Here is a 24,823-nt window from a genome sequence, read left to right as displayed (position 1 = left end):
CCGGGATCAGCCCCGGGCTTTCCGCGCCGCCCGCTCCGCATCGCGCCTGGCATCGTCCGCAAAGCGCTCGGCCACCATCTCCTCGCCGGTGATCGGGTGCTTCATGTGGAACGGCAGCAGCTTGTGCGTGGGCCACAGGAAGAAATCGTCATACAGCTCGTCCGGGCCCGCCGGATCCTCGGGATAGAGCGTGGTGATGAAGGGCACGTACTCGCTTTCGGTATAGGCCCAGCCCTTGTCGAAATCGGCATGCCAGTGGGGGAAGTAGTTCAGCAGCTTGATGCGCCACTTGCCGTCATCGCCCTTGGTATAGACGTTTTCGTACAGGCCGCCTTCCCACCACTGGCGGGTGTTCAGCCCCAGCTCCGGATAGGTGTAGTCCTTGTGCCGGCCGGCCTGCATGGTGCTGCGGCCACGCAGGCGCGCGGTCTTGCCGTCAGAGTCGATGTCGATGATCGTCTGGATCTGCGGATGGTCCAGCAGGAAGCCGTCCACCGGCCCGTTGTTGTTGTGGGTGAAACGCTTGCGGAAGCGTTCGATGTACAGGCGCTTCACGCCCGCCTTGCCCTTGAACACGCCACCGAAGAAGCGGACCTCGCAATCGTCGGCAAACAGGTCCACCACCTGGTCGTACATGCATTTGTCGATCAGGTAGCCGTAGAGGTACTGGAGCTTCTTCACATCCAGCTCGTCCTCGCGCACGGTCAGGCGGTGGTCCATCTCGGCCAGCTTGGCTTCGAGCGCGGCAATGCGATCTTCGGGGCGGCCCTCGGGGCTTTCTTCCGACATGATACGAGTCTCTCCCAATTCGTATGTGTTGCATACGATTGATGGGGTCGGTGGATCAAGTCAACGGCAAGGTTTTTGGCAGCGTCAAATGCCCAGCGCCTCCAGCCGCTCCACCTCGCGGCCATAGGGCTTCACGGCGCGCCACATGAACACGGTGGCCAGCGGCATGAACACGCCCGCCACGATCAGCAGCGCCTGCCACAGCTTTGCCGGATCGCCCACCACCACGTCGCTCACCGTGCCGATCACGAAGCTGCCCATGGCCCCGAAGAAGGTGTACATGAACAGGTACAAGGCGGTCACCTGCCCGCGCATCGCGTGGGGGGCAATGCGCTGGATGGCGCTGTTCTGCGCTGGCGCGCCGGCCAGGCCGAACAGGCTGGTCATCGCCATGCAGCCCACCGCCAGCTCGCCCGTGGGCATCAGCGGGGCGGCAATGGCGAACACGGTGGTGCAGGTGAAGATGACCGCCGTGGCGCGGATGTTGCCATCCTTGTAGCGGCGGTTCATCGCGCTGACGAACAGCCCGCCCAGCAGCAGGCCCGCCAGGCTGGCAGCCATCAGGATGGGAGCCATGAAGGCGCCGATCTCGGCCTCGTTCCAGCCGTGGGTGCGGGCCAGGAAGGGCACGCGCCAGGCGGGCAGGCCCTGGCTTTCGATCGCCGACATGGCCAGCGCGCCGAACAGCGGCCAGTAGACGGCACCGCGCGCGTTGATCCCCTTCAGCGCGTCGAGCCCGGTGAAGGCCAGCAGCCTTCGCCCCAGGGTCGCATCGGGCGGAACCGGCGGCGGGGCATTGGCGGGCACCCGGCGCGGCGGCTCCTTCACCGTCAGGAACAACAGCGCCGCCAGCAGGCCTGGCAGGCCCACAATGATCAGGATCCACTGCCAGTTGAAGATCGTCAGCCCCAGCAGGCCGGTCCGCGGCGGCAGGCTGTCGGTGAAGGTCAGCATGGCCCCGCCGCCCCAGGTGCCCGCGGCATTGGCGGCGATATAGGCAAGCTGCATCAGCGCGAAGACCAGCGGCAGGCGGAAGGGGCGGAAATAGTCCGCCATCAGCGAATAGGACCCCGGCCCGTTAGCCGCCCCGCCCGCGCCCACGAACAGCCGCGTGCCGATCAGTTGGCCGATGGACTGCGCCAGCCCGCCCAGCGCGGTGATCGTGCCCAGCACCGCCACGCTGGCGGACAGGACATATTTGCGCGGATAAATATCGACCAGGCGCGAGAGGGGTATGCCCACGAAGACGAAGGCGATGATCCCCGCCGGCCCCATCACGAAGCCCAGCGCGCTGTCGGACAGGCCGAAACTGGCCTTGATCCGCTCGGCCAGCATGGCCAGCACCGATGCGTCGAAGAAGTTGAGGAAGGTGGCGACGATGACCACGGCAAGGGCGTAGAACCCGGCGCGCTCCGATGGCCAGGGCATGGCCGGGGGCGCGGAATCCGTTTCGGCAGGTTCGGCTGCAATCGGGGCCACGGCCATGGGCGTTCTCTCCTCTCGCGCATTCTCACTGAATGCTGCCAGCTTGCCCTCGGCTCCATGCCGCCCCTAAGGAATGATGCACATCAAACAGCTGTCGCAAAGTGTCGCGCCAGCCCTACGGGAGAGAGAGCCTGATGAAGTACCCCCCCACCTACGCCCAGGACCGCGCCGAGATCGAGGACCTGATGGCCCGCTACCTGATGGCGATGGACTACAACGACTTCGACACCTACGCCGAAACCTTCACCGAGGACGGCACGCTGGACTATGCCACCGGGGTTATCACCGGGCGCGAGAACATCCGCGCGGAGAGCAAGGCCTTCAAGGAGCGGGTCGGCTCGATGTGGCGCGACGTGGACGGCAACCCGGCGCTGCTGCGCCACGTGCTGTGCCACTCGGTGATCCGGGTGGATGGCGATGATGCCTGGCACACCGGCTTCTGGTTCGAGATGGATAATGGCGGGCCCAAGAACGACAAGGACCGCAAGACCATCCTGATGGGTACCTATGGCATTTACGAGGACCAGTTGAAGCGTGTGGATGGGGAGTGGAAGTTCTTCTACCGCAACATCCGCAACGAATTCCTGCCCGGGCGCGAAAGCGTGAAGGAAAACCCGGTGTGGAACGTGGACAAGGGCGTGCTGCCGTTCCGCGGCTGACAGGTCCCGATGCGCTAGGCCCGGATGTGACAGGCCCTGTCGGGACAGGCGGTGTTAAGCAGCCCTGCGGCAGGGGATGGGGCATGATCCGTGCCCTCTCCCTTGCCGCGCTGTTGCTGGCCGCCCCGCTGGCAGCACAGGAATCCCCGCCAGCCGAGGCACCGGCCCAGCCGCAGCTGTCGCTGGAACAGCGCATGCTGTTGCGCTGCTCGGCGGCTTTTGCGCTCACCGCCAACCGGCAGGGATCGGGCGAGGCCTGGGCCCTGGCCTATCCCCCGCTGGCCGAGCGCGGCAGCGAGTTCTTCGCCGTCGCCACCGCGCGCCTGGCGGACGAGACGGGGATCGACGTGCCGGCTTTCGCGCCGCTGTTGCGGGCCGAGGCGGAGGGCCTGCTGGCCGGCGGTGCGCTGCAACAGATCATGCCGGTGTGCATGACGCTGCTGCCGCCCGCACAGGAAGGCTAAACCGCGCAAAAACTTGTGCGTCCACGGGTGGACCGCATGGCCGGCTTGGGGCAATAGGGCCCTTCGCCATGTGGAAGCTCTACCAGTTCACCCTCTGCCCGTTTTCCCGCAAGGTCCGTCTCGCCCTGGCCGAGAAGGGCGTGGCGCACGACCTGGTGACGGCTCTGCCCTGGGCCCCGGACGAGGCGTTTGACGCGCTCAACCACTTCGGCCGCACCCCCGTGCTGCACGATGCCGAGCGCAAGCTGACGCTGGTCGACAGCCAGGCAATCTGCGAGTTCCTGGAAGAGACCGAGGACCGCACCCCGCTGGTGCTGGGTACAGCCGTGCAGCGGGCGGAGATCCGCAAGCTGGTGGCCCTGTTCGACCAGGGCTTCTTTGCCGATGTCACCCATCCGCTGCTGCACGAGAAGATGAAGAAGCGCATCGTGCTGCGCCAGGCGCCCGATTCCGGCCAGTTGCGCCAGGCGATGAAGCTGGCGCACGAGCACCTCGAATATATCGACTGGCTGGTGGGCACCCGCCGCTGGCTGGCCGGCGCGCAACTGAGCCTGGCGGACTTTGCCGCCGCCGCGCAGATTTCCGTGGCCGACTACCTGGGCGGGATCGACTGGGCCGGGCACGAGGAAGCGCAAGGCTGGTACCGCGTGATGAAAAGCCGCCCCAGCTTCCGCCCGCTGCTGGCCGAGAAGATGGACGGCATCCCGCCGCCACGCCACTATGCGGATGTGAATAGCTGATTGTTGCGAAGGCGCGTCCGCGCCTTCGTCCTCGGTGCTGTTCCCTTCGCTTCGATGCGGGGCACCTGCGGGCGGCCAGTCGGCCTTGCGGTTCGCTGGTCGCGAACCGATATTGCGTCGGCCCGCTACCCTCGAAGGAGTCCCCATGCCAGAAAAGATGAACCTCTCCGAAGCCGAATGGCGCGAGAAGCTGTCGCCCGAGCAGTACACCATCCTGCGCCAGAAGGGCACCGAGCGGGCCTTCACCGGCAAGTACGAGAAGAACAAGCAGGCGGGCCTGTACAAGTGCGCGGGCTGCGGCCTGCCGCTGTTTGCCAGCGACACCAAGTATGACAGCGGCAGCGGCTGGCCCAGCTTCACCGCGCCCGCTGCTGGGGATGCGGTGGACGAGCACCGCGATATCAGCCACGGCATGATCCGCACCGAAGTGACCTGCGCCCGCTGCGCTGGCCACCTTGGCCATGTTTTCCCCGATGGCCCTGGGCCCGATGGCCTGCGCTATTGCATCAATTCGGCCAGCCTCGATTTCGTGCCGAAGGGCTCCGCTGGCGACGAAACGAAGGATAACTAGGCCCCCTTCATCCGCAGGGCGTTCATTCCCTGTTAGATATGTCCTATGCATGGAACCGGCGACATGGCGGGAGCGCTCCCGTTAGCATGGGGAACTGAAGCCTGATGGCAACGAGACGGGGCGAACGCTCCGCAGCAGCGCGGCGGGGCAGCAGCTCCAACGGATCTGGCGGGGGCCGGTCAGGCGGAAGCGGCGGCGGCTCGCGCCGTGGCGGTCGCTGGCAGAGCGGCTGGCGGCTGTGGCTGAAGCGCCTGATCTGGACCGGCGCCTTCGGCGTGCTGCTGGGCGCGATTGCGCTGGGCACGGCGGTGTTCTTCGCCGCGCGCGAGATGCCCAGCTATGCCGCGCTGATGGAAACGCAGACCGCGCAGTCGATCATCGTGCGCGCGCGCGACGGCAGCGAGATCCAGGCGCTGGGTCCGTCATACGGCGAATGGCTGCCGTCCGAGGAAATCCCCCAGGTGATGAAGGACGCGATGGTCAGCGTTGAGGACCACCGCTTCTATGGCCACCCCGGCGTCGATCCGCTGGGCCTGATGCGCGCGGTGTGGAACGCGCTGAACGAGGACCGCCAGGTCTCCGCCACCAGCACGATCAGCCAGCAATTGGCGCGCAACCTGTTCCTCAATTCTAACCGCACGCTCTATCGCAAGCTGAACGAGATCGTGCTGGCGATGGCGCTGGAATGGAACTTCTCGAAGGAGCAGATCCTAGAGCTGTACCTCAACAAGGTCTATTTCGGCGGCGGGGCCTATGGCATCGATTCCGCCAGCCGCAAGTTCTTCAGCCATTCCGCGCGTGAGCTGAGCCTTGAGGAAGCGGCGATCATCGCGGGGCTGGTGAAGGCGCCCAGCCGCTATTCCCCCACCGCCGATATCGACGCTGCCGTGGGCCGCGCCAACGTGGTGGTGCAGCAGATGGTGAAATACGGCGACCTCGATCCGGCCGCTGCGCAGCAGGTGAACGCCGAGGCCGTGCGCCTGCAACCCGAAAGCGGGCAGAACGCCACCCGCTATTTCACCGACTGGGTGCTGCCCCAGCTTGACGTGATCCTGGAGGGCGAAAGCTTCGAGCCGATCGAGGTGTGGACCACGCTCGATCCCGGGATGCAGGCCGCCGCCGCCAGCGCGATCCGCGCCAATGCCCCCGGGGGGGCGCAAGGTGCGCTGGTCAGCATGGATCGCGACGGGGCGATACTGGCCCTGGTCGGCGGTACCGATTACGTCCAGTCGAGCTACAACCGCGCCACCGTGGCCCTGCGCCAGCCGGGTTCGGCGTGGAAGCTGTTCGTCTACCTCGCCGCGCTGGAGGCAGGCTATACCCCCGGCTCCACCGTGATCGACGAGCCGGTGACGATCGACGGGTGGAGCCCGCGCAATTCCAACGGCCGCTTCACCGGCAAGATCGACGTGCGCACGGCCTTTGCCTATTCGGTCAACACCGTGGCCGCGCAACTGGGCAACGAGGTGGGCTTTTCCAACGTGGCCGGCATGGCCCGCCGCTTCGGCGTGACGACCGAGATCAACACCCAGCCGGCCATGGTGCTGGGCAGTTCCGAGGTCCACCTGCTCGACATGACCCGCGCCTTCGCCAGCGTGGCGGCGCGCGGGCGCTCGGTCGAGCCCTATGGCATCATCCGCGTGACCGGGGCCAACGGGCGCGAGCTTTATCGCCGGCCCGAGCCGCGCTCATACCTGCTGGTGCCGGATTACGTGGCGGCCGGAATCACCGACCTGTTGCAGACTGCGGTCAACACCGGCACCGGCCGCGCGGCGCAGATCGGCCGCCCGGTGGCGGGCAAGACCGGCACCACCACCAGCAACAAGGACGGCTGGTTCATCGGCTTTTCCAGCGGCATCACCACCGGCGTGTGGATGGGGCGGGACGATAACCGCGCCGTGGCCGGCCTGCAGGGCGGGGCCGCGCCCGCTCGCGCCTTTGCCGCCTACATGCGCTATGCCGTGCGCGAGCGCCCGCCGGAGGATTTCGACACCGAGCTGAAGCTGCCCGAGTGGCAACTGGAGCCGGATGACGAGTACTATTACGGCGACAGCGGCGGCTACTACTACATCGACGAACAGGGCAACCTGGTCGATCCGGCGGCCGGCAAGCCCGGTGCGGGCGATGACGGAACCGGCGGCTACGACTATGGCCAGGGCAATCCGCCCGCCCGGCTGGAAGACCCGCCGCCCGCCGCGAACGACGATTTCCTCGAAGAGGCGACCGGCGGCACCCTGCCGCAGGGGCGCAACGGCAGCACCGTCAGCGTCAGGCGCGGCAGCGATCCGGCAGGGGCCAAGCCCTAGAACGAAGCGGCAGGTCGGCGCGCAAACAGAAAGGCCGCCGCTCCGGTTGGGAACGGCGGCCTTTCTGTTGGCCTATGCCGGGCCGGTCAGTTCGCGGGGCGCAGGCGCACCGGCATCGACACTTCCGGCTGGCCGCGCTGGCGCACGCGCAGGACGATGGCCCCGCGCCCGGCTTGCTGAACGGCGCGGATCTGGGCCTCCAGTTCCTGCGGCGTGGAGACCGGCTGGCCATTGGCGCTGGAGATGACCACGCCGCGCGCCAGGCCCTTGGTGGCGGCATCGGCGCTGGGGTCGACTGCGGTGATAACCACGCCGGTCATGTCCGCATTGCCGCCAAGCTGGCGGGCGATCTGCGGTGTGATGGCAATCACCTGCACGCCCAGCGCCTGTTCCGCGAGGCCGCTGCTGGCCCCCGGCTTCAGCGGGTCGTCTTCCTGGCTGCCATCCTGGCCGAACTGCTGCTGGTTGCGCAGCTCCTCGTTGCTGGGGCGGCGGCCCACGGTGACGGTGGTGCGGCGAGTCTGGCCGTCGCGGATGTATTCCACCGGCACGCGCGTGCCCGGTTCGATGTTGGCGACGATGTAGGACAGGCTGCGATCGCGCGTCACGGCCAGGTTGTTTACACTGGTGACCACGTCGCCCGCCTGCAGGCCGGCAGCCTCGGCCGCTTCGCCCGGCTGCACGCCCTGGATAAACTCGCCACTGTTGCGCGGGATGCCCAGCGCCTCGGCAAAGTCCTCGTCGATCGGCTGGATCTGCACGCCCAGGTAGCCGCGGGCGATCGTCTCGCCGCGCATCAGGGCCTGCACCACGGGGGCGGCGTCCTCGGCCGGGATGGCCAGGCCAATGCCCACGTTGCCGCCCGAGGGCGAAAGGATGGCGTTGTTGATGCCGATCACGTTGCCCGCCATGTCGAACAGCGGGCCGCCGCTGTTGCCCTGGTTGATGCTGGCATCGGTCTGCAGGTAGCGGTCGAACGCGCTGCGGCTGCCGGTGGAGCGGTGCACGGCGGAGATGATGCCGCTGGTCACCGTGCCATCCAGGCCGAAGGGGTTGCCGATGGCGATCACCCAGTCACCCACGCGGGCGTTGCTGCTGTCACCAAAGCGCACGAAGGGGAAGGGCTGGGCGCGGTTGATCTTGAGCACGGCGATGTCGCTCTGCTCGTCCTGGCCGACCACGGTCGCCTCGTACTCGGTGCCGTCGGCCAGGGTCACGGTGACCGATTCCAGCCGGGCGTTGGAATCCGGCGGATTGATCACGTGATTGTTGGTGACCACGTAGCCGTCGGCAGAGATCAGGAAGCCCGAGCCGAGCGACTGGGCCTGGCGCGTCTGCGCACCGCCGCCGCCACGGTTGCCGAACATGTCGGCAAAGGGCGTGCCGGCAAACGGGTTCTGCTGGGCCACCGTCACCTGCTGGCGGGTGGAAATGTTGACCACCGCCGGCATCAGCGCCTCGGTCAGGTCGGCAAAGCTGGCGGGCGCACCCGGCACGGGAGCCGCATTGCTGATCCGCAGGTTCTCGTTCTGCGCCACCTGCGCCCCGGCCGGATAGCCGGTCATCAGGGTGATGGCCGCCCCGCCGAGCAGCAGGGCCGTGGTGATCGAATAGGAGTATCGCACTGCCTTCACGTCCTTGTTCATCCTTCAGGTTTGGCCTGCCGCGCTGTTCCCGCGCGGTGGCCGATTCCGGTCAGTCCCCGTCGCTTTCCAGCCTAGCACGCCTTAACGGCCATTGAACGACAATTGTAGTCAATGGCCGATACGCCCCTTACTGGCCGCCGTTGCGGAACTGGCGCAGGTAATCGTTGTCGGGCGACAGGATGATGCTGCTGGCCCGTTCGCCCGGGGCAAAAGTGGTGCGGTATGACTGCATGGCGCGGTAGAAATCGTAGAACGCCGGATCCTTGTTGAACGCCTCGGCATAGAGGTTGGCGGCCTGGGCCTGGGCGTTCGCCTCGATGATCCGCGCGTCGCGGTTGCCGGCCGCGCGGATCGTGGCGGCGGTGGCGCGGCGGTTCGATTCCATGCGGGTGAAGGCGGCCTGCAGCGTGCCTTCCGGCAGGTCGGCGCGCTTGATCCGCACGTCCAGCACCTGCGCGCCATAGCGGCGGGCCTGGCGGTCGAAGTTGGCGGTGATCTGCGTCATCACCGCGCCGCGCTCGGGCGTCAGCAGGCTGGCGAAGGTCCGCCGGCCCAGTTCCTGGCGCAGGGTGGAATTCATGATCTGCAACAGCGCGGTCTGCAACTGCTCGGGCGTGCCGGCGCTGCGCACCATCAGCACGGGATCGATGATACGATAGCGGGCATAGGCATCCACCTGCAGGCGCTGCTGGTCATTGGCCAGCACCTCGCGCCGCTCCAGGTCCAGCGCCAGCACCCGCCGGTCGACCTGGCGGACGCTCTCGATGATCGGGATGCGGAAGCTGATGCCCGCGCCGGTGCTGCCGAAAGGCTGGGCGGGATCGAAGCGGTTGATCACCCGCACCGGCTCACCCGTGCGGATCACCACCGCCTGGTGGGTTTCGGGCACGGTGACGATCGTGCTGGCAAGCACCACCAGCGCCACGATGGCCGCGATGATCGAGGACTTGTGCGTCTCCCACATGTCACTGCCCTCCCGTGCGGGTGGCGGAAGATGTCGGTTCGGCCGATGTGGTGACCCCCTGCGGCGTGCTGCGGCGCAGTTCGGGCAGCGGCAGGTAGGGCGTCACGCCGCCGGCTTCCACCACGGTCTTGTCGGTATTGGCGAGCACCTGTTCCATCGTTTCGTAATACATCCGTCGCCGGGTCACTTCGGGAGCCATGCGGTACTGTTCGTACAGCGTGTTGAAGGCTGCCGCCTCGCCCTGGGCCTGGGCCAGCAACTGCTGTTCATAGCGGCGGGCATCGTTGCGGTTGCGCTCGGCATCCTGGCGCGCGGCCAGCACGTCGTTGAAGGCCTCGATCACCTGTGCGGGCGCGTCGGCCTTCATCACGTCGATGCCCTGCACGGTGATGCCGGAGCGGAAGGCATCCAGCCGGTCCTGCATGGCCTCGCGCACCTGGCCCTCGATCCGGCCCACGCCGGCACCGGCCAGCACTTCGTCCAGTTCCTGTTCGGCCACCGCGCTGCGCATGGTTGCCTCGGCAATCTCGCGCAGGGTGCCTTCAGGGTCGACCAGCTGGAAACGGTACTGCACCAGGTCCGAGATGTTCCAGCGCACCTGGTAGGTCAGGTTGACCAGGTTCTGGTCCGCCGTCAGGATCAGGTTCTCTTCCTCCCCGCCGGGGATCTGGAAGCGGCGAATCTCGGTCACGTTCTCGACCGAGACCGACTGGATCGGCCAGGGCAAGCTGAGCTGCGCGCCGGTCTGCAGCGTCTTGGCGTACTTGCCGCCGAACCAGGTGACCACGCCCTGCTCGCCCGCCTGGATGAAGTGCACCGAGGTGACGCCCACCCACAGCGCGCCGACAGCGACCAGCGCAACCGGGAACCAGCTCTTCCCGCCGGGCCGTTCGGGCAGGCGGAACTGCGGGGGGCGCCCGCCGCCACCGCCACCCGGGCGGCGTCGGTCCCCGCTACGGTTGCGGAAGATATCGTCGATGCTGGCGGAACGGCGCGGCCGGTCACCCGGGGCATTGCCGCCATCGCCTGCGCCGCCGCCGGGCAGCCACGGATTGCGCGGGCCGCGCGGCGGTTCGCCGCCACTGCCGGGCTCGCTCCCGCCCGGGGCGTCGCCACCGGCTGCGGGGCCATCCTTGCCCGGTTCGTCACCACCATCGCCGCCGCCGCTGCCGCCGGTGGAACCCCAGGGATTGCGCTTGCCCGCCATGGCCAGCGCGATGCGATTGCGAATACCGTCCAAACTCTCCATGCGCATCTGTATAGGGGGCCAAACCGCAAAAAACAGGGGCGGGCCGGTTTTTTCGCTGCTAGCAGGGCGCCATGAGCAGTGTTGCAAGCGTTGAGGCGGCCATTCCGGCCGAGTTGTCGGGTCTGGTGCGGTCGGTCCGCGTGGCTGACGGGGTGGCGACGATCGTGGCCGATGCATCGGGCCTGGGGCGCAGCGCCGCCACCCAGTTGCAGAAGGAACTGGAGCAGGCGGTGGCCAAGGTGCCCGGCATTGCCGAGGTGCGCGTGGCGCTGATGGTCGACAAGCCGAAGCGCCGGATCGTTGCCGTGGGCAGCGGCAAGGGCGGCGTGGGCAAGAGCACGCTGACCGCCAACCTGGCCGTGGCCCTCGCCCGCATGGGCCGGAAAGTGGGCGTGGTCGATGCCGACATCTACGGCCCCAGCCAGGTGATGCTGCTGGATCCGGCGCGCGGCCGCCCCCGTGCCGAAGGCAACACCCTGATCCCGGTGGAAAGCGAATTCGGCGTCAAGCTGCTGTCGATGGCGCAACTGGTGGAACCCGGCAAGGCGATCGCCTGGCGCGGGCCGATGGTAGGCCAGGCGCTGACCCAGATGATGGAGGCCGACTGGGGCGAGGCCGACACCCTGCTGGTGGACCTGCCGCCGGGCACGGGCGACGTGCAACTGACCATGCTGCAGAAGTTCAAGCCGGCTGGCGCGGTGATCGTCACCACCCCGCAGGACCTGGCGCTGATCGATGCCACCCGCGCGATCGACCTGTTCGCCCAGTCGAACATTCCGGTGGTGGGCATTGTCGAGAACATGGCCGGCTATGTCTGCCCGCATTGTGGGGAAAGCAGCGACCCGTTCGGTGCCGGCGGGGGCGAGGGCGCGGCGGTGAGCCTGGGCTACCCCTTCCTGGGCCGCGTGCCGCTGGCGATGGGCATCCGCGTGGCCAGCGATACCGGCCAGCCGCCTGCCGCCAACGACGGAGCCGACGGCGCGGCCTTCACTGCCATTGCCGCCCGGCTGGCCGAGTGGCTGGACAAGCAGCCTGCATGAAGCCGGCGCAATGAAACTCACCCGGCGGCAACTGCTGGTGGGCGCAGCGGCGGGCGGCGGCCTGCTGGTGGCGTTCTCCCTGCTGCCGCGCGATTATGACAACCCGATCGTGCCAGGGCCTGGCGAATATGCCTTCGATGCCTGGCTGAAGATCGCGCAGGATGGCGTGGTCACCGTGGCCGTGCCGCAGCTCGAGATGGGGCAGGGGGTCACCACCCTGCTGCCGCAGATCGTGGCGATGGAGCTGGGGGCGGACTGGCGGCAGGTGGCGGTGGAGCCCGCGCCGGTCAGCGGGGCCTATGCCAACCTGCCGCTGGCGGCCCGCTGGGCCCCGCTGTGGCGCCCCGCCATCACCGACCTGGCCGACGAGCCGGACGACTATTTCCTGAAAAGCTGGGCCGAGGGCGAGCGCTTCAGCGTTACCGCCGATGGCCTGTCGCAGGCGGCCTATGAGCTGCCCTGCCGCCGCGCCGCCGCCAGCGCCCGCGCCCTGCTGGCCATGGCCGCCGCCGCGCGCTGGGGCGTGAGCTGGGAGGAATGCGAGGTGGCCGGCGGGTTCGTGCGCCACGGCGACAACCGGCTGACCTTCGGCGAGCTGGTGGCCGAGGCGGCTGCGCTCGATCCGCCCGATCCGGCCCCGCTGCGGCCCGTGCCACCGCGCGATCCGGCCATGCCCCTGCCCACGCCCGTGCGGACGGCGGCCGAGGCAGAGGATGAGGAGCCGGACGGCCCCGTCACCGCCTTTCCCCGGCTCGACCTGCCCAGCAAGGTGGACGGCACCTTCACCTTTGCGGGAGACGTGCGGCTGCCCGACATGGTCTTTGCCGCGATCCGCCACGGCCCGCGTGACCAGGCCGAACTGGTCGGCTTCGATGCGCAGCGGGCTGCCCGGGTCGATGGCCTGGTGGGGATCGTGCGCGGCAAGCGCTGGCTGGCCGCCGCCGCCACCAACTGGTGGGCCGCCGAACAGGCGCTGACCGCCATGGCCCCGCGCTTTGCGGCGGAACGCATGGTCCGCTCCGACCGGATCGAGGCCGCGCTGGACGAAGGGGTGCGCCGGGGCGAAGGCGTGCTGGTGGGCGAGACGGGCGATGGCAACACCGGCTATGCGCCTGATATCGCGCACCGCTATTCGCTGGCCGCCGCAGTTCACGCCACGCTGGAGACGGCTACCGTCACCGCGCGGCTGGAGGACGGGCGGCTGGAGCTGTGGATGGCCACCCAGGCCCCGGAAATGGCCCGCCGCGCAGCCGCCCGTGCCATCGGCCTCTCGCTGGCCGACGTGGTGCTCTATCCCATGCCGGCCGGCGGCAGTTTCGACCGGCGGCTGGAGCATGACCAGGCGATCGAGGCGGCCCTGATCGCCCGCGAACTGGAAAAGCCGGTGCAGCTCGTCTGGTCGCGGGCGGAGGAGCAACTGGCCCTGCAGCCGCGCCCGCCCGCACTGGGGCTGGTCAGCGCGCAACTGACTGCGGACGGGCGCATCGCCGCCATGCGCACCCGCGTGGCCACGCCGCCTGCGGCGCAGGAATTCGGCCGCCGCCTGTTTGCCAACATGACCGGCTGGGCCGCGATCGACGCGGTGGCGGGCGAGGCCGATCCGCTGGCGCTGGAAGGCTACCTGGGTGTCTACGGCATCGAGCACCAGGCGCTCTATCACGTGCCGGTGGAGCTGCCGCTGCCGTCGGGCCGGATGCGCGGCAACGCCCACGGCCTAACCTGCTTCCTGCGCGAAAGCTTCGTGGACGAGGTGGCGGCGAAGGGCGGGCACGAGCCGCTGGGCTTCCGCGTGGCCATGCTGGGGCACGATCCGCGGCTGGTCGCCTGCCTGCAGCGCGCCGCCGGGCTGGCCGCGTGGGACGGCGGGGCGCGCGGGACGGGCCAAGGAATCGCCTGCCACGTGATGCGGCTGGGCGAGGGCGAGGATGCCCCCGGCGGACGCATTGCCGTGGTCGCCACGGCCAGCGTGGGCGAGGGCGGTCTGAAGATCAGCAAGCTGGCCGCCGCGCTCGATATCGGGCGCGTGGTCAACCGTGACCTGGCCCGGCAACAGGTGGAAGGCGGGCTGCTGTTCGGCCTCGGCCTCGCGGTCGGCAGCGCCACGGGTTATGACGAGGGACGCCCCACGCTGGCGCGCCTAAGCGATCTGCAGATCCCCGCCTTGGCGGATTGCCCCGAAATCTCGGTGGCTTTCATCGCCAGCGACGAGCCCAGCTTTGCCGCCGACGAACTGGCCGTCGCGGCGGTGGGCCCGGCGATTGCCAATGCGCTCTATTCCGCTGCCGGAATGCGGATCCGCCACATGCCTTTTGGCCTGGCGCTGGCTCCGCCACCACCCCTCAATCCCGTATTGTCCGTGCCCGGCGCATCGCCCAGTCCCGCGCCCAGCGGGGCTGCTGACGCGACCTCGCCCGACAGTCCGCAACCCGAGGTATCCCTGTGACCTGGCAGGCCCAAGCGCTTCCCGCCGACCACCCCCCCGTCAAATCCGGCAAGATCGGCGTCCTGCTGGTCAACCTGGGCACCCCCACCGCGCCCACGCCCAAGGCGGTGAAGGCCTACCTGGCGGAGTTCCTGGCCGACCGGCGCGTGGTCGAAATCCCCCGGCTGCTGTGGTGGCCGATCCTGCACGGCATCATCCTCAACGTGCGCCCGAAGAAGAGTGCCCATGCCTACAGCCAGGTGTGGACACCCGACGGCTCGCCGCTGTCGGCGATCACCATGCGCCAGGCGCAGGGGCTGGCGGACCGGTTTGGTGAAAGCGTGATGGTCGACTGGGCCATGCGCTATGGCCAGCCGTCGATCCCCGCGCAGTTGCAGCGGCTGATGGATGCGGGATGCGAGCGGATCGTGCTGGCACCGCTCTATCCGCAATACTGCGGCGCGACCACGGCCACCGTGTTCGACAAGGCGGCTGATGCCCTGCGCGCCATGCGCTGGCAGCCGGCGCTGCGCGTGCTGCCCGCCTATCACGACGATCCGCTGCACATCGGCGCACTGGCGCAGGACATCGGCCGCCAGCTCGACGCGCTGGACTTCGTGCCCGAAGTCCTGCTGCTCAGCTTCCATGGCATGCCGGAGCGCACCCTGCACAAGGGCGATCCCTATCACTGCCAGTGCCTGAAGACCGCGCGCCTGCTGACGGCTGCGCTGAACTGCCCGGACATCCGCATCCGGCCCACGTTCCAGAGCCGCTTCGGCAGCGCCAAGTGGCTGGAACCCGCCACCGATGCCGTGCTGGCCGAGGAAGCCGCAAAGGGGACCAAGCGCCTCGCCATCGCCGCGCCCGGCTTCTCTGCCGATTGCCTGGAAACGCTGGAGGAACTGGCAATTCGCGGCCGCGAGCAGTTCATCGAGGAAGGGGGCGAGCAGTTTGCCGCCCTGTCCTGCCTCAATGATGGCCCGATCGGGATGGACATGCTGGAGGCGCTGGTGCAGCGCGAGATGGCTGGATGGATCTGACGCCTTTCCTGATCCTGTTCGCCATCGTCTTTGCGATCAACCTGATGCCGGCTTTCGGGCCGCCTACCTGGTCGGTGATCGTGCTCTATGGCCTGAATTCCGATCTGCCGCTGGGCTGGATGGTGCTGACTGCGGCGCTCGCCTCGTCCGCCGGGCGCTACCTGCTGGCGCACGGGTTCCGGCTGTTCGCCGGCAAGCTGTCGCAGAAGACCCGCGCCAACCTGGCCGCCGCGCGCGCCGCCTTCGAGGAAAAGAAGCACCACAATCTGCTGGCGCTGGCCTTCTTCGTGTTCTCGCCCCTGCCATCGGCGCAGCAATTCGGCGCGGTGGGGCTGGCCGGGGTGCGCATCCTGCCGTTTACCCTGGCCTTCTTCGTGGGGCGCTTGGCATCCTATACCTTCTACGGCGGCGGGGCGGAGCTGGTGGACCGCCAGACCAACCTGGGTGAAGTGTTCCGCGAAAGCATGAGCAGCCCGCTGTTCATTGCCCTGCAGGTGGTGATGCTGGCCCTGCTGGTGGTGCTGGCCCGGGTCAACTGGGCGAAAGTGCTGCGCCGCAAGGCCTAGAAATCGATCGCGATCCCGTTTTTCTCCCAGTCGCCATAGCGGGTGGGGCTCAGTTCCTCCTCGTCCTTTGCCGTGGCAGGCGCGGGCGGGGGATCGTTGGTCCAGTGGGCGGGCTTCTGGAAACCCTCGGGTTGCTGGGTGGCGCGCTTGGTCATGGTGGCGAATATGGGCGCACTGGCGCGGGCGCGCAATGCCGCCTAAGGCCCGGGCATGGCGCAACGTCCCGCATTCCTTTCGTCCGATCCCGCCGGCCTGCCGGCCCGCCGCGCTGCGCTGAGGCTGATGGACGCGGTGCTGCGCCGGGGCGAGACGCTGGACGTGGCCGAACACGCCGCCCTGCAGGGCATCCGCAACCCGGCCGACAAGGCGCTGGCCAGGGCCATCGTGGGCGAGGCGCTGCGCTGGCTGGTCGATCTCGACGCGCTGATCGATTCGGCCACGCGGATGCCGCTGGCCCCCGATGCCAAGGCGCGCGCCGTGCTGCGGCTGATGCTGGCCCAGTGGCTGCGGCTGGACACGCCGCCGCACGCCGTGGTGGCGACGGGGCTGGAACTGCTCGACGGCGGCCCCCGGCGGCTGGCCCACGGGGTGTTCTCGACGCTCAACAAGCAGGCGGTCACGCTTCCGCAAGTGCCCACGCTGCCCGATCGGGTGCAGGCCCGCTGGGGCGCGCTGGTGGCTGAAGTCGCCCCCGGCCTCGCTAGTCCCCCGCCGCTGGACCTGACGCTGAAGGACCCGGCGGCCACCGCCGAATGGGCCGGGCGCCTCGGCGGAACCAGCCTGATGCCCGGCCACGTGCGGCTGGCGCGCGGCACCCGGGTGGAGGACCTGGCCGGGTATGCCGAAGGGGCCTGGTGGGTGCAGGACCTGGCCGCCAGCCTGCCCGCGCGGCTGCTGGGACCGGGAGAAGGCCGCAGCGTGCTCGACCTGTGCTGCGCGCCCGGCGGCAAGACGCTGCAACTGGCGGCTGCCGGCTGGCAGGTGACGGGCCTCGACAGCAGCGCCAAGCGCCTGCAGCGGGTGGAGCAGAACCTTGCCCGCACCGGCCTTGCCGCCGATCTGGTGCAGGCCGATGCGCGAACATGGGGGACGGCGGAGCGGTTCGATGCCGTGCTGCTGGATGCGCCGTGCACCGCCACCGGCACCTGCCGCCGCCATCCCGACGTGCTGCACCGCATCGGCCAGGGCCATATCACCGACATGGCAGCCTTGCAGGCCGACCTGCTGGTCCATGCGCAAAGCCTGCTTAGGCCCGGCGGCATGCTGGTCTATGCTACCTGCTCGCTGGAGCCGCAGGAAGGTGAGGCGCAGGCGGCAACGGTGCCTCTCACGCCCGCACCCGTGACGGAGCAGGACCTGCCCGCCGGGATTGCCCCCACCCCTGAAGGCTGGGTCCGCACCCACCCCGGGATGCTGGCACAGCACGGCGGGCTGGACGGGTTCTTCATCGCCCGCTGGCACCTATCCGCCTGATCGCCCGCGCAATTAACCTCGTGCTAACCATGCGTGGTAGGGCCTTGGCGACCATGTGTGCGCTAACACCTCAACCATGGCGCTGTCTGTCCGCACTTCCGCAATGGCCGGTGGCCCGCCTCCGGGCGGCGGGGACTGGGGCGATTCGCCTTATGGCAGCCTGATTTCACTGGGGCCGAAGACCTTCAAGAAGAAGCCCGTGCTGGTGCTGGCCGCCGAGGAGCTGGCCGAGGCCCACCTGGCGATGGCCATGGGCGGGGCCGAGATCATGGAGATGCAGCCCGATCCGGTGGCTGCGCCGCGTCCGCGCCAGCCGTCGATCATGCTGGGCCTGGTGCCGATGGGGGTGGACGAGGCGGACGAGAGCCGCGCCGCGTGGGTGCCGCCCGCCGCGATCGTCGACGAGGACGATGCCGACTGGCAGCCGCTGCCCGAATTCGACGAGCCGGAGCCCGAGGAGGCCGAGGTGCAGACCTGGGTGCCCGAGGACGAGCCCGAGGAGTGGCCCGAAGGGCTGGACGAGCCGCAGGCATGGGAAGAACCTGCGGACGATCTTGCCGCGCCCACGCCGGAAGAGACTTTCGCGCTCATGCCCGAACCGCAGTTGCCGAGCATCGAGGACCAGTTGGCCCAGATGCGCGAACGCCTGGCGAAACGCGCGGCGGCTTCCGCAGCCGCACCCGCTATCGCTGCGCCTGCGCCCGCAGTCGTGCCGCCAACCGCACCGGTCGAACGGCCACCATCGACCATCGAGCGGCTGGAAATTGACGATTGGTCCGGCGGTGCCTCGCTCAAGGGCTTCATCCCGCCGCAGGAAGAGGACCTCGCGCCCGCTCCCCCGCCGGCCGCAGGGGCACAGCTCGAGCCCGCAGCCCGGGCCCCCGCTCCTGCCCCTGAACCGGTAGCAATTCCGGCACCTGCACCTGCGGTCGCGGCAGTGCCGCCGCCGGTCGAGGAACCCTATGAGCCGGACCTGGCCGCCGTGCTGCCGGAGGGTGACGGGACGACAGTCGATAGGGCGACGGGCGATCGGGCGACAGACAATCAGGCCGCGCTCGATGCGTGGGACGACCACGTTGCTCCCGTTGCGCCTCCGCGCCGCCATGCCGGCATCCGCGCGCGGTTGAGCGACGAGTGGCAGGGCATGGAGGACGAACCCGCCCCCAGCCTGCTCGCCCGGCTCTGGGGCTGGCTGCGCGCCCGCTTCTGATCGGCGGTCAGGCGGTCACCCGCCGCACGAACCCGGCAATCATCCGCTCCGTCTCGCGATGCTCGCTGCCCACCGACAGCGCCGGCGTCAGGTGGTTGTGGCCCGACAGGTAATGCATTTCGGGCAGGCGGCCCTTGGCCTGCTGCCACTGTGTGACGACCTGCGCGGCCTGCTGCTGGAAATCGTCCGGGTCGAATTCCGCCACCGAGAATTGCAGCGGCACCGGCGTGGCCAGCAGGCCGGGAAGGCAGTTGGCCGGACCCCAGCCGCGCCGGTCCTCGCCGTAATAGGCCTCGGCCATGGCATTGGGCACGCAGGTGGTGGTGTCGAAGATGCCGCTCATCAGGCAGGCCCCGGCAATCCCTGCCGCATGGTCGCGCCGGTGGGCCAGATAGCCCGCCACATGGACCGCGCCCGCCGACTGGCCGGCAATCACGATCTTCGCCGGATCGCCGCCATGTGCGGCCACATTGGCGCGGATCCACTCCACCGCCAGCGCCAGGTCGTCCAGCCCGGCGGGGAAGCGGTGTTCGGGGGCCAGGCGATAGGTGATCGTCACCCCCACCATGCCGTGGCGGGCGGCAAAATCGCCCATGTTGGAATAAAAGGGGCTGCCCTCGTTGTGCTTGTCGCCCCCCACGAAGCCGCCGCCGTGGACGAAGACGAAGACCGGCGCGCCGGACAGGCCATCGCGGGTGAACAGGTCCAGCCGGTTGCGCTCGTGCGGGCCATAGCTGATGTCGCGGGTGACCCTGGTGGCGGCGGCCATGCCCCGGCTCATCCCGGCCATCAGGCGGATGGTGCCCTGGATCATGTCCGGGTTCAGGTTGTTGCCCAGCGCTGCCAGCACTTCGCGGGTTTCGGGGGTCATTCGGCATTCTCCATCAGCAGGACCGGCTTGATCGCCGCACCCGAATGGGCATCGGCAAAGGCGCGGTCGATTTCGGCAAAGGGATAGAAGGTCAGCATCCGGTCGAACGGCAGGCGGCCCTGCTGCCAGTATTCGGCCAGCAAGGGCAGGAAGGTCTGCGGGTTGGCATCGCCGCCAAGGATGCCGCGCAATTGCTTGCCGCCCGCCAGCATGGGGAACATCGGCGCGTTGAACGGCCCCAGCGGGGCGGCGACGAAACCGGCGGTGCCGTTCATCGCCAGCACCTCCAATGCCAGGCTGTGCACGGCGGGCACGTTGGTGGTGTTGAAGGTGAAGTTGACGCCGCGCCCGGTCACGGCCCTGATTTTGGCCGCCAGGTCATCCTCGTCGCCCCGCAAGGTATCGGTCGCGCCGAATTCGCGGGCCAGTTCCAGCCGCTGTGGCGAAAGGTCCACCGCCACGATGCGCTTCGCACCCACCAGTTTTGCCGCCATCACGGCGGACAGGCCCACGCCGCCGGTGCCGAAAATGGCCACGGTATCGCCAAAGCCCACCTTCAGCGCCTCGATAATGCCGCCTGCCCCGGTGACAACGCCGCAGCCCAATGGCCCGAGCTTTTCCAGCGGTAGGCGCTTGTCCATCTTCACCGCCGTACGCACCGGCACGATCGCGTGGCTGGCAAAGCTGGACTGGCCGAAGAAGTGCGAATGCACCTTCTCGCCGCCGCAGGTGAGTGCGGTGCTCCTGTCCAGCCGCTGGCCGCCGAAGCACAGCGGCATGGCGAGGTCGCAATAGGTCGGCCTGCCCGCCAGGCACGATGGGCAGCGCCCGCACGAATTGCCCGACAGGATCACGTGGTCGCCCACGGCAAAAGTGGTCACGCCTTCGCCCAGCGCTTCCACCACGCCGGCGCCCTCGTGGCCCAGCACGATCGGCTGCGGGCTGTGGCGGCCGGGGTGTTCATGCAGGTCGGTATGGCAGATGCCGGTGGCGACCAGGCGGATGCGCATTTCGCCGGGGCGCGGGTCTTCCTGCTCCATTTCGACCAGTTCGGGCGCGGCTCCTCCCCGGCCGGAAAGCGCGGCGGTAATCTTCACTTCGCGCCTCCCAGATGGTGATCGTTGCGGATGTCGGCCACGGGGCCGGTCTGGGTCAGCAGACTCTTGCGCCTGAGGAAACGGCGCAGGCTTTCGGGCCCGATGCGCGGCGCGCCATAGCCCGACCAGCCGAAGCTGTCCGAGCCGAAGGTACGCAGCTTGGCAAACGTAAGGAAGGTATCCTGCATGAAGATGCCGCCTGCGTTCAGCCGCTTGCCGATGGCCTTTGCCTCCTCCGCCGTCCCGGCAATCACGCTGGCGGTGAGGCCGAAATGGGTATCGTTGGCGAGGCGGATCGCCTCCTCGGTATCGCGGTAGGCCATCACCGGAATGCATGGTCCGAACGTCTCGTCCTGCATGATCTCCATGCTGTGGTCCACGCCGGTCAGGATCGTGGGGCGCAGGTAAAGGCCGCCGTCGATTGCCTCCACCGTGCCGCCGCTGCGGATTACTGCGCCCTTGGCCACGGCATCGGCCAGATGGCGCTGCACGATCTCTGCCTGCGGGGCAAAGGTAAACGGCCCGATATGCCCGGCGCGCGGGTTGTCGTGGTTGAGGCGCACCTCGGCCGCCTTTGCCACCAGCAGTTCAACGAAATCGTCGTGCACGCTTTCGTGCACGTAGACCCGCTCCACCGAATAGCAGACCTGCCCCGTGGCATAGACCGCGCCCCGCAGCACCGCCGTGGCCGCCCGGTCGAGGTCGGCCGTTGCGGTAACGATGCAGGGATCCTTACCGCCCAGTTCCAGGTTGCAGGGGATCAGCCGCTCGGCACAGGCGACCGCCACCTTGCGCCCCGTGGGGACCGACCCGGTGAAGCAGATCGTATCGGCCTGGCCGATCACCCACTGGCCCACCTCGCCAGCGCCAGCCACATAGTCGAACACGGCGGCCAGTTCGGGCACGAGGGCCACGGTTTTGAACAAGGCCTCGATCACGCGCGGGGTGACCTCGCTGGGCTTCAGCAACACGGCAGAGCCGGCAAACAGCGCAGGGATGGCATCGAGCAGGGCCAGCATCAGCGGCGCGTTCCACGGGGAAATCACGCCCACCAGCGGATAGGCGACCACCTGGCTTTCCACCTCCACCGTGGGCATCGACGTGCTCATGGCCTTGAACTCGAGGTCGGCGAAGGCGCGCGGCGCATCCTCCAGCCAGCCGCCGATGTTGCCCATGGTGATAAAGCCCTGGAGATAGCTGGTGTGGCACCCGCCGGTGTCCACCGCGTCAGCCTCGCCGATGGCCATGGCCTGCGCCTTCACCGCGCCCAGCCAGCGGGCCATCACGGCGCAGCGCCCGCCAATACCCAGCGCTTCCCACGCGGGCTGGTTGGCCCTGAGGCGCGCGGCCCTGGCAGCAACGTCGGCCTCGCTTGCCACGGCAATGCGGTGATCGACCTTGCCCGTGCGCGGATTGCGCACATCGAGCATGGCGGCGGTTTCAGGCATCGATCTCTCCCATCGAATATGGCCGCTATCGGTAGCGGCTGGCGGATGGCTGGCAAGCGCGATTTGAGGGCAGGGGAAATGCGACGGGCCGTGCACCTGCACTTATCCTCAACCCGTCGCATTTGCGACCTTCTCGCGGATCGAAAAATCCCACGGTTCATTGGTTTGGTAGTCGTCTCCCCCCGAAGAACCGACGACACCAAGGAGAGTGTGATGAACAACGACCAGAACAGCAAGCAGGACCGCAATCGTCAGGGCCAGCAGGAGCAGCAGGACCAGAGCGGCCAGAACCAGCGCCGCGACGAGGGCCAGCAGGGCTATAGCCAGGGCCAGCAGGAACAGCAGCAGGACGACCCCAGCACCAGCGGCACGCGCGGCACCGGCATCCACGGCGGCCTTGGCAATGGCCAGGCTGGCGGTTCGGGTCAGCAGGAGCAGCAGAATAGCCGCCGCAGCGAGCAGGACGATGCCCGCGGCGGCCAGCGCCAGCCCGGCGAGGCCAACCGCGACGAAAGCCAGAACCGCTAGACGGGGCTGACTGGTTGCAGGAAGGGGCCGCGCGCGAGTGCGGCCCCTTTCGCTTGCCTAGAAGCCGTAGCGCAGGCCCACCCACAAGGTTTGCGGGGTGCCCAGATCGACCGATCCGGCCTGGTTGCGGGTGACGATCTCCTCGTCCAGCAGGTTCTCCACCCGCGCCTCTGCGGTCAGGCGGCTGAACAGCGGCATCGAGGCGAACAGGTCCACCGTGGTCGCCGCCTTAAGGAAATCGGTTTCCAGATCGTCCTCGAACTGGCGCGAGACGTGGCGCAGGCTGGCCCCCACCTGTGGCCCGCCGGTCAACCGGTAGGATACCGATGTGCTGGCCGAGAAGCGCGGGGTCTGCGCCGGGGTCAGCCCGGCAAGCGCCGCGCCCACGCCATTGTCACGCACCCGGGCCCGGGTGATCGCCAGGCTGGCATCGAGGCTGAACGGTCCCGAATTGATCGAGCCGGTTGCCTCCACGCCCCTGGCGTCGATGGCATCGACGTTGAAGCGCTTGCGCAGGTTGGTGCCCACGGTGACGTTGGCAATGGCATCGCGCACCCGGTTGTCGAACACGGTGATGCCCAGCCGCAGTTCGTCATTGGCGGTGATGTCGATGCCCGCCTCGTAGCCGCGCAGCCGTTCGGGGGTGAGGTCCTGGTTGGCCTGGGTGGTGACGGGGAACACCGCGAAGGGGCGGTACAGCTCGTTGAGGGTGGGCAGGCGAATGCCGGTATAGGCGGCCGCGCGCAGCGTTATCACCTCGCCCGCGCGGTACAGTGCGCCCGCCCGCCAGGTGGCTTCCCAGCCGCTGCGATCGGCAAACTGGTCGTTGCGGGTGATCGTGCCGGCGGCGTTGTTGGCGCGGTAATAGCCGTTGTTGATGGTGTAGCGATCGGCGCGCACGCCGCCGGTCAGCGTCAGGCGGCCCAGTTCCACGTCACCATCGGCAAACACGCCGGTGTTGGTGTTGGTGCCGCCGGCAAAGCGGTTCTCGGTCAGCGCCAGGGTGACGGCGTTGTAGGCATCCTCGAACAGGTTGCCGCGCCCGCGCCGCCAGTCGGCCCCCAGCCGCAGCGTCACGTCATCACCCAGCGGCGGGCGCACCTCGAACTTGGCGCCCTGCCCCTGCGCGGGGGTATCCTTCTGGTCCAGCGTGCGGGTGAACCGGGTGGAGGAGATGACCACGTTGGTGAAGTTGCGCCACTGGGCATAGGCCAGCGCATCCACCTGCCACGGCCCGCGGCTGACCACGCGGAGCGAGAGGTCCTGCCCCTCCATGGAATTGTCTGCCCCGGCAAAGCGCAGCGTGCGGTGATCCTCGAAAGCGAGGCCGCGCACCTGCACTTCCAGCCCGCCCAAGCGCTGGACAAGGCGTGCGCCGGTGGACCAGCTATCGTAACTGGCGCGGACCGATGCGGGCACGCGCTGGCTTTGCGGCGTGGTCCAGAAACCCTGGCCCCGCTCCCACCGGCCGGAGATGGTGGCAAAGCCGTTGCCGATCTCTGGCGAGAGGCTTGCGGAAAGCTGCGTTTCCTCGCGATCGTTGACCATGGCGCTGGCCTGCACCAGCCCCAGGGTGGCGGCATTGGCGCTCTCCAGCTCGATCGTGCCTGCCAGCGCGCCCGCGCCGAACGGGCCGGAGCCGCCGCCCCGCGTCACGCGGATCGCGCCCAGCCGCTCGGGTGCGATGGCGCTGTAGGGCACGTGGCCGAAGAACGGATCCACCATCGGCACCCCGTCCAGCAGCACCAGTGCGCGGCTGGCGGCATTGCCGCCCAGAGCCCGCAGCGTGGCCCCTTGCGCCGTGGGGTTGGAACTGCGGCTGTCCGACCGGCGGAACTGCTGGAAGCCCGCGACGTTGCCAAGCACTTCCTCCAGCCGCCCGGTGGTGCTGTTCTCGATCTGCTCGCGGTCGATCACCACGGTGGAATAGGCCGGGGTGCCGGCAGTGGTGCCAAGGCCGCTGCCCAGAACCACGATGGTGTCGGCGGCATCGTCTGCGGTGGCCTCGGTGCTTCCCTCGGGAAAGACGACCGGGTCCATGTAAAACCCGTCATTCTGCGCTATCGCAGGCACGGCAGACAGCAGGGCGGCGGAGGCCAGCAGAACGCTTTTCATGCAGGAAAACTCGCTGAAATTGATTTTGTCCGGCCGCGCCTTAGCTCCTCCGTCTTGCCGCGCCAAGCGCCGAGTGGCAGGAAGGGGACGAGAGGGAGAGTTCATGCGACATACCGCCTATTTTGCAGCCCTGCTGCTGA

The 24,823-nt window shown here is 68.6% G+C and carries 22 protein-coding genes; 12 read left to right on the top strand and 10 right to left on the bottom strand.

What is annotated here, in order from left to right:
- Positions 1–6: 6 nt before the first annotated feature.
- Both GRI99_RS00875 and GRI99_RS00870 read right to left on the bottom strand, forming a co-directional pair.
- Entirely contained in the window at positions 7–789 is a 783-nt protein-coding gene (locus GRI99_RS00875; RefSeq protein WP_160770130.1) for a nuclear transport factor 2 family protein, read from the bottom strand.
- 84 nt (positions 790–873) lie between these two features.
- The gene (locus tag GRI99_RS00870) at positions 874–2,274 is read right to left on the bottom strand and encodes an MFS transporter (RefSeq protein WP_160770129.1); all 1,401 of its coding nucleotides are present in this window, start codon (positions 2,272–2,274) and stop codon (positions 874–876) included.
- 134 nt (positions 2,275–2,408) lie between these two features.
- Here GRI99_RS00870 and GRI99_RS00865 point away from each other — a divergent pair, with 134 nt between their 5' ends.
- From GRI99_RS00865 to GRI99_RS00845, 5 genes are all read left to right on the top strand, one after another.
- On the top strand, positions 2,409–2,933 hold the full coding sequence (locus tag GRI99_RS00865) for a nuclear transport factor 2 family protein (protein WP_160770128.1): 525 nt from the start codon (positions 2,409–2,411) through the stop codon (positions 2,931–2,933).
- A gap of 83 nt (positions 2,934–3,016) precedes the next feature.
- Positions 3,017–3,397: a hypothetical protein gene (locus tag GRI99_RS00860; RefSeq protein ID WP_160770127.1), complete on the top strand. Its 381-nt coding sequence runs from the start codon at positions 3,017–3,019 to the stop codon at positions 3,395–3,397.
- 68 nt (positions 3,398–3,465) lie between these two features.
- Positions 3,466–4,137, top strand: coding sequence for a glutathione S-transferase family protein (locus tag GRI99_RS00855; RefSeq protein WP_160770126.1), 672 nt, complete (start codon positions 3,466–3,468; stop codon positions 4,135–4,137).
- A 145-nt stretch (positions 4,138–4,282) separates the two neighbouring features.
- On the top strand, positions 4,283–4,708 hold the full coding sequence (msrB, locus tag GRI99_RS00850) for a peptide-methionine (R)-S-oxide reductase MsrB (protein WP_160770125.1): 426 nt from the start codon (positions 4,283–4,285) through the stop codon (positions 4,706–4,708).
- Positions 4,709–4,812: 104 nt separating this feature from the next.
- Entirely contained in the window at positions 4,813–7,014 is a 2,202-nt protein-coding gene (locus tag GRI99_RS00845) for a transglycosylase domain-containing protein (RefSeq protein ID WP_160770124.1), read from the top strand.
- Positions 7,015–7,100: 86 nt separating this feature from the next.
- Here GRI99_RS00845 and GRI99_RS00840 read toward each other — a convergent pair whose 3' ends face one another.
- From GRI99_RS00840 to hflK, 3 genes are all read right to left on the bottom strand, one after another.
- On the bottom strand, positions 7,101–8,660 hold the full coding sequence (locus tag GRI99_RS00840) for a Do family serine endopeptidase (protein ID WP_202392881.1): 1,560 nt from the start codon (positions 8,658–8,660) through the stop codon (positions 7,101–7,103).
- A 127-nt stretch (positions 8,661–8,787) separates the two neighbouring features.
- Entirely contained in the window at positions 8,788–9,624 is an 837-nt protein-coding gene (hflC, locus tag GRI99_RS00835) for a protease modulator HflC (protein WP_160770123.1), read from the bottom strand.
- 1 nt (position 9,625) lies between these two features.
- On the bottom strand, positions 9,626–10,873 hold the full coding sequence (hflK, locus tag GRI99_RS00830; RefSeq protein WP_237438055.1) for a protease modulator HflK: 1,248 nt from the start codon (positions 10,871–10,873) through the stop codon (positions 9,626–9,628).
- 71 nt (positions 10,874–10,944) lie between these two features.
- On the opposite strand from hflK, the gene GRI99_RS00825 reads away from it, so the two are divergent.
- From GRI99_RS00825 to GRI99_RS00810, 4 genes are read left to right on the top strand one after another with little or no spacing between them, the layout of a single operon-like run.
- Positions 10,945–11,913, top strand: a complete 969-nt coding sequence (locus GRI99_RS00825) for an Mrp/NBP35 family ATP-binding protein (protein WP_160770122.1) — start codon at positions 10,945–10,947, stop codon at positions 11,911–11,913.
- 10 nt (positions 11,914–11,923) lie between these two features.
- The gene (locus tag GRI99_RS00820; protein ID WP_160770121.1) at positions 11,924–14,356 is read left to right on the top strand and encodes a molybdopterin cofactor-binding domain-containing protein; all 2,433 of its coding nucleotides are present in this window, start codon (positions 11,924–11,926) and stop codon (positions 14,354–14,356) included.
- The gene (hemH, locus tag GRI99_RS00815; RefSeq protein ID WP_160770120.1) at positions 14,353–15,375 is read left to right on the top strand and encodes a ferrochelatase; all 1,023 of its coding nucleotides are present in this window, start codon (positions 14,353–14,355) and stop codon (positions 15,373–15,375) included. The genes GRI99_RS00820 and hemH overlap by 4 nt, the downstream gene beginning before the upstream one ends.
- Positions 15,366–15,941, top strand: coding sequence for a hypothetical protein (locus GRI99_RS00810; RefSeq protein WP_237438054.1), 576 nt, complete (start codon positions 15,366–15,368; stop codon positions 15,939–15,941). Before hemH ends, GRI99_RS00810 begins: the two co-directional genes overlap by 10 nt.
- Here GRI99_RS00810 and GRI99_RS00805 read toward each other — a convergent pair.
- A complete protein-coding gene (locus GRI99_RS00805; RefSeq protein WP_160770119.1) occupies positions 15,938–16,096 on the bottom strand; it encodes a DUF1674 domain-containing protein in 159 nt (52 codons plus the stop codon). The genes GRI99_RS00810 and GRI99_RS00805 overlap by 4 nt on opposite strands.
- 55 nt (positions 16,097–16,151) lie before the next feature.
- Between GRI99_RS00805 and GRI99_RS00800 the strand changes: the two genes are divergently transcribed.
- Positions 16,152–17,414: an RsmB/NOP family class I SAM-dependent RNA methyltransferase gene (locus tag GRI99_RS00800; RefSeq protein WP_160770118.1), complete on the top strand. Its 1,263-nt coding sequence runs from the start codon at positions 16,152–16,154 to the stop codon at positions 17,412–17,414.
- 76 nt (positions 17,415–17,490) lie between these two features.
- Complete coding sequence (locus tag GRI99_RS00795) at positions 17,491–18,624, top strand: hypothetical protein (RefSeq protein WP_160770117.1); 1,134 nt, start codon at positions 17,491–17,493, stop codon at positions 18,622–18,624.
- 7 nt (positions 18,625–18,631) lie between these two features.
- Here the strand turns inward: GRI99_RS00795 and GRI99_RS00790 are convergent, their stop codons facing one another.
- From GRI99_RS00790 to GRI99_RS00780, 3 genes are read right to left on the bottom strand one after another with little or no spacing between them, the layout of a single operon-like run.
- On the bottom strand, positions 18,632–19,495 hold the full coding sequence (locus GRI99_RS00790; RefSeq protein WP_160770116.1) for an alpha/beta hydrolase: 864 nt from the start codon (positions 19,493–19,495) through the stop codon (positions 18,632–18,634).
- Positions 19,492–20,592, bottom strand: coding sequence for a zinc-binding dehydrogenase (locus GRI99_RS00785; protein WP_160770115.1), 1,101 nt, complete (start codon positions 20,590–20,592; stop codon positions 19,492–19,494). The genes GRI99_RS00790 and GRI99_RS00785 overlap by 4 nt, the downstream gene beginning before the upstream one ends.
- Positions 20,589–22,040 carry an aldehyde dehydrogenase family protein gene (locus tag GRI99_RS00780; protein WP_160770114.1) on the bottom strand — a complete coding sequence of 484 codons (1,452 nt, stop codon included), beginning with the start codon at positions 22,038–22,040 and terminating at the stop codon, positions 20,589–20,591. The genes GRI99_RS00785 and GRI99_RS00780 overlap by 4 nt, the downstream gene beginning before the upstream one ends.
- 213 nt (positions 22,041–22,253) lie before the next feature.
- On the opposite strand from GRI99_RS00780, the gene GRI99_RS00775 reads away from it, so the two are divergent.
- A complete protein-coding gene (locus GRI99_RS00775) occupies positions 22,254–22,568 on the top strand; it encodes a hypothetical protein (RefSeq protein WP_160770113.1) in 315 nt (104 codons plus the stop codon).
- A gap of 57 nt (positions 22,569–22,625) precedes the next feature.
- Here GRI99_RS00775 and GRI99_RS00770 read toward each other — a convergent pair whose 3' ends face one another.
- Positions 22,626–24,683, bottom strand: a complete 2,058-nt coding sequence (locus GRI99_RS00770) for a TonB-dependent receptor (RefSeq protein WP_160770112.1) — start codon at positions 24,681–24,683, stop codon at positions 22,626–22,628.
- Between the last annotated feature and the right edge of the window lie 140 nt (positions 24,684–24,823).

Origin of the sequence: Alteraurantiacibacter buctensis, from assembly GCF_009827655.1 — a bacterium.
Lineage (GTDB): Bacteria > Pseudomonadota > Alphaproteobacteria > Sphingomonadales > Sphingomonadaceae > Alteraurantiacibacter > Alteraurantiacibacter buctensis.
The sequence above is the reverse complement of the archived record's forward strand: the minus strand, read 5'-3'. Positions and strand labels throughout refer to the sequence as shown.

What these genes read in the sequence shown, in the direction of transcription:
- GRI99_RS00770 (WP_160770112.1), bottom strand. Translation starts at nt 24,683, where the DNA reads ATGAAAAGCGTTCTGCTGGCCTCCGCCGCCCTGCTGTCTGCCGTGCCT.
- GRI99_RS00840 (WP_202392881.1), bottom strand. Translation starts at nt 8,660, where the DNA reads ATGAACAAGGACGTGAAGGCAGTGCGATACTCCTATTCGATCACCACG.
- GRI99_RS00860 (WP_160770127.1), top strand. Translation starts at nt 3,017, where the DNA reads ATGATCCGTGCCCTCTCCCTTGCCGCGCTGTTGCTGGCCGCCCCGCTG.
- GRI99_RS00845 (WP_160770124.1), top strand. Translation starts at nt 4,813, where the DNA reads ATGGCAACGAGACGGGGCGAACGCTCCGCAGCAGCGCGGCGGGGCAGC.
- GRI99_RS00780 (WP_160770114.1), bottom strand. Translation starts at nt 22,040, where the DNA reads ATGCCTGAAACCGCCGCCATGCTCGATGTGCGCAATCCGCGCACGGGC.
- GRI99_RS00875 (WP_160770130.1), bottom strand. Translation starts at nt 789, where the DNA reads ATGTCGGAAGAAAGCCCCGAGGGCCGCCCCGAAGATCGCATTGCCGCG.
- GRI99_RS00810 (WP_237438054.1), top strand. Translation starts at nt 15,366, where the DNA reads ATGGATCTGACGCCTTTCCTGATCCTGTTCGCCATCGTCTTTGCGATC.
- GRI99_RS00820 (WP_160770121.1), top strand. Translation starts at nt 11,924, where the DNA reads ATGAAACTCACCCGGCGGCAACTGCTGGTGGGCGCAGCGGCGGGCGGC.
- GRI99_RS00775 (WP_160770113.1), top strand. Translation starts at nt 22,254, where the DNA reads ATGAACAACGACCAGAACAGCAAGCAGGACCGCAATCGTCAGGGCCAG.
- GRI99_RS00855 (WP_160770126.1), top strand. Translation starts at nt 3,466, where the DNA reads ATGTGGAAGCTCTACCAGTTCACCCTCTGCCCGTTTTCCCGCAAGGTC.
- GRI99_RS00805 (WP_160770119.1), bottom strand. Translation starts at nt 16,096, where the DNA reads ATGACCAAGCGCGCCACCCAGCAACCCGAGGGTTTCCAGAAGCCCGCC.
- GRI99_RS00795 (WP_160770117.1), top strand. Translation starts at nt 17,491, where the DNA reads ATGGCGCTGTCTGTCCGCACTTCCGCAATGGCCGGTGGCCCGCCTCCG.
- GRI99_RS00800 (WP_160770118.1), top strand. Translation starts at nt 16,152, where the DNA reads ATGGCGCAACGTCCCGCATTCCTTTCGTCCGATCCCGCCGGCCTGCCG.
- hflK (WP_237438055.1), bottom strand. Translation starts at nt 10,873, where the DNA reads ATGGAGAGTTTGGACGGTATTCGCAATCGCATCGCGCTGGCCATGGCG.
- GRI99_RS00870 (WP_160770129.1), bottom strand. Translation starts at nt 2,274, where the DNA reads ATGGCCGTGGCCCCGATTGCAGCCGAACCTGCCGAAACGGATTCCGCG.
- msrB (WP_160770125.1), top strand. Translation starts at nt 4,283, where the DNA reads ATGCCAGAAAAGATGAACCTCTCCGAAGCCGAATGGCGCGAGAAGCTG.
- hflC (WP_160770123.1), bottom strand. Translation starts at nt 9,624, where the DNA reads ATGTGGGAGACGCACAAGTCCTCGATCATCGCGGCCATCGTGGCGCTG.
- GRI99_RS00790 (WP_160770116.1), bottom strand. Translation starts at nt 19,495, where the DNA reads ATGACCCCCGAAACCCGCGAAGTGCTGGCAGCGCTGGGCAACAACCTG.
- GRI99_RS00865 (WP_160770128.1), top strand. Translation starts at nt 2,409, where the DNA reads ATGAAGTACCCCCCCACCTACGCCCAGGACCGCGCCGAGATCGAGGAC.
- GRI99_RS00825 (WP_160770122.1), top strand. Translation starts at nt 10,945, where the DNA reads ATGAGCAGTGTTGCAAGCGTTGAGGCGGCCATTCCGGCCGAGTTGTCG.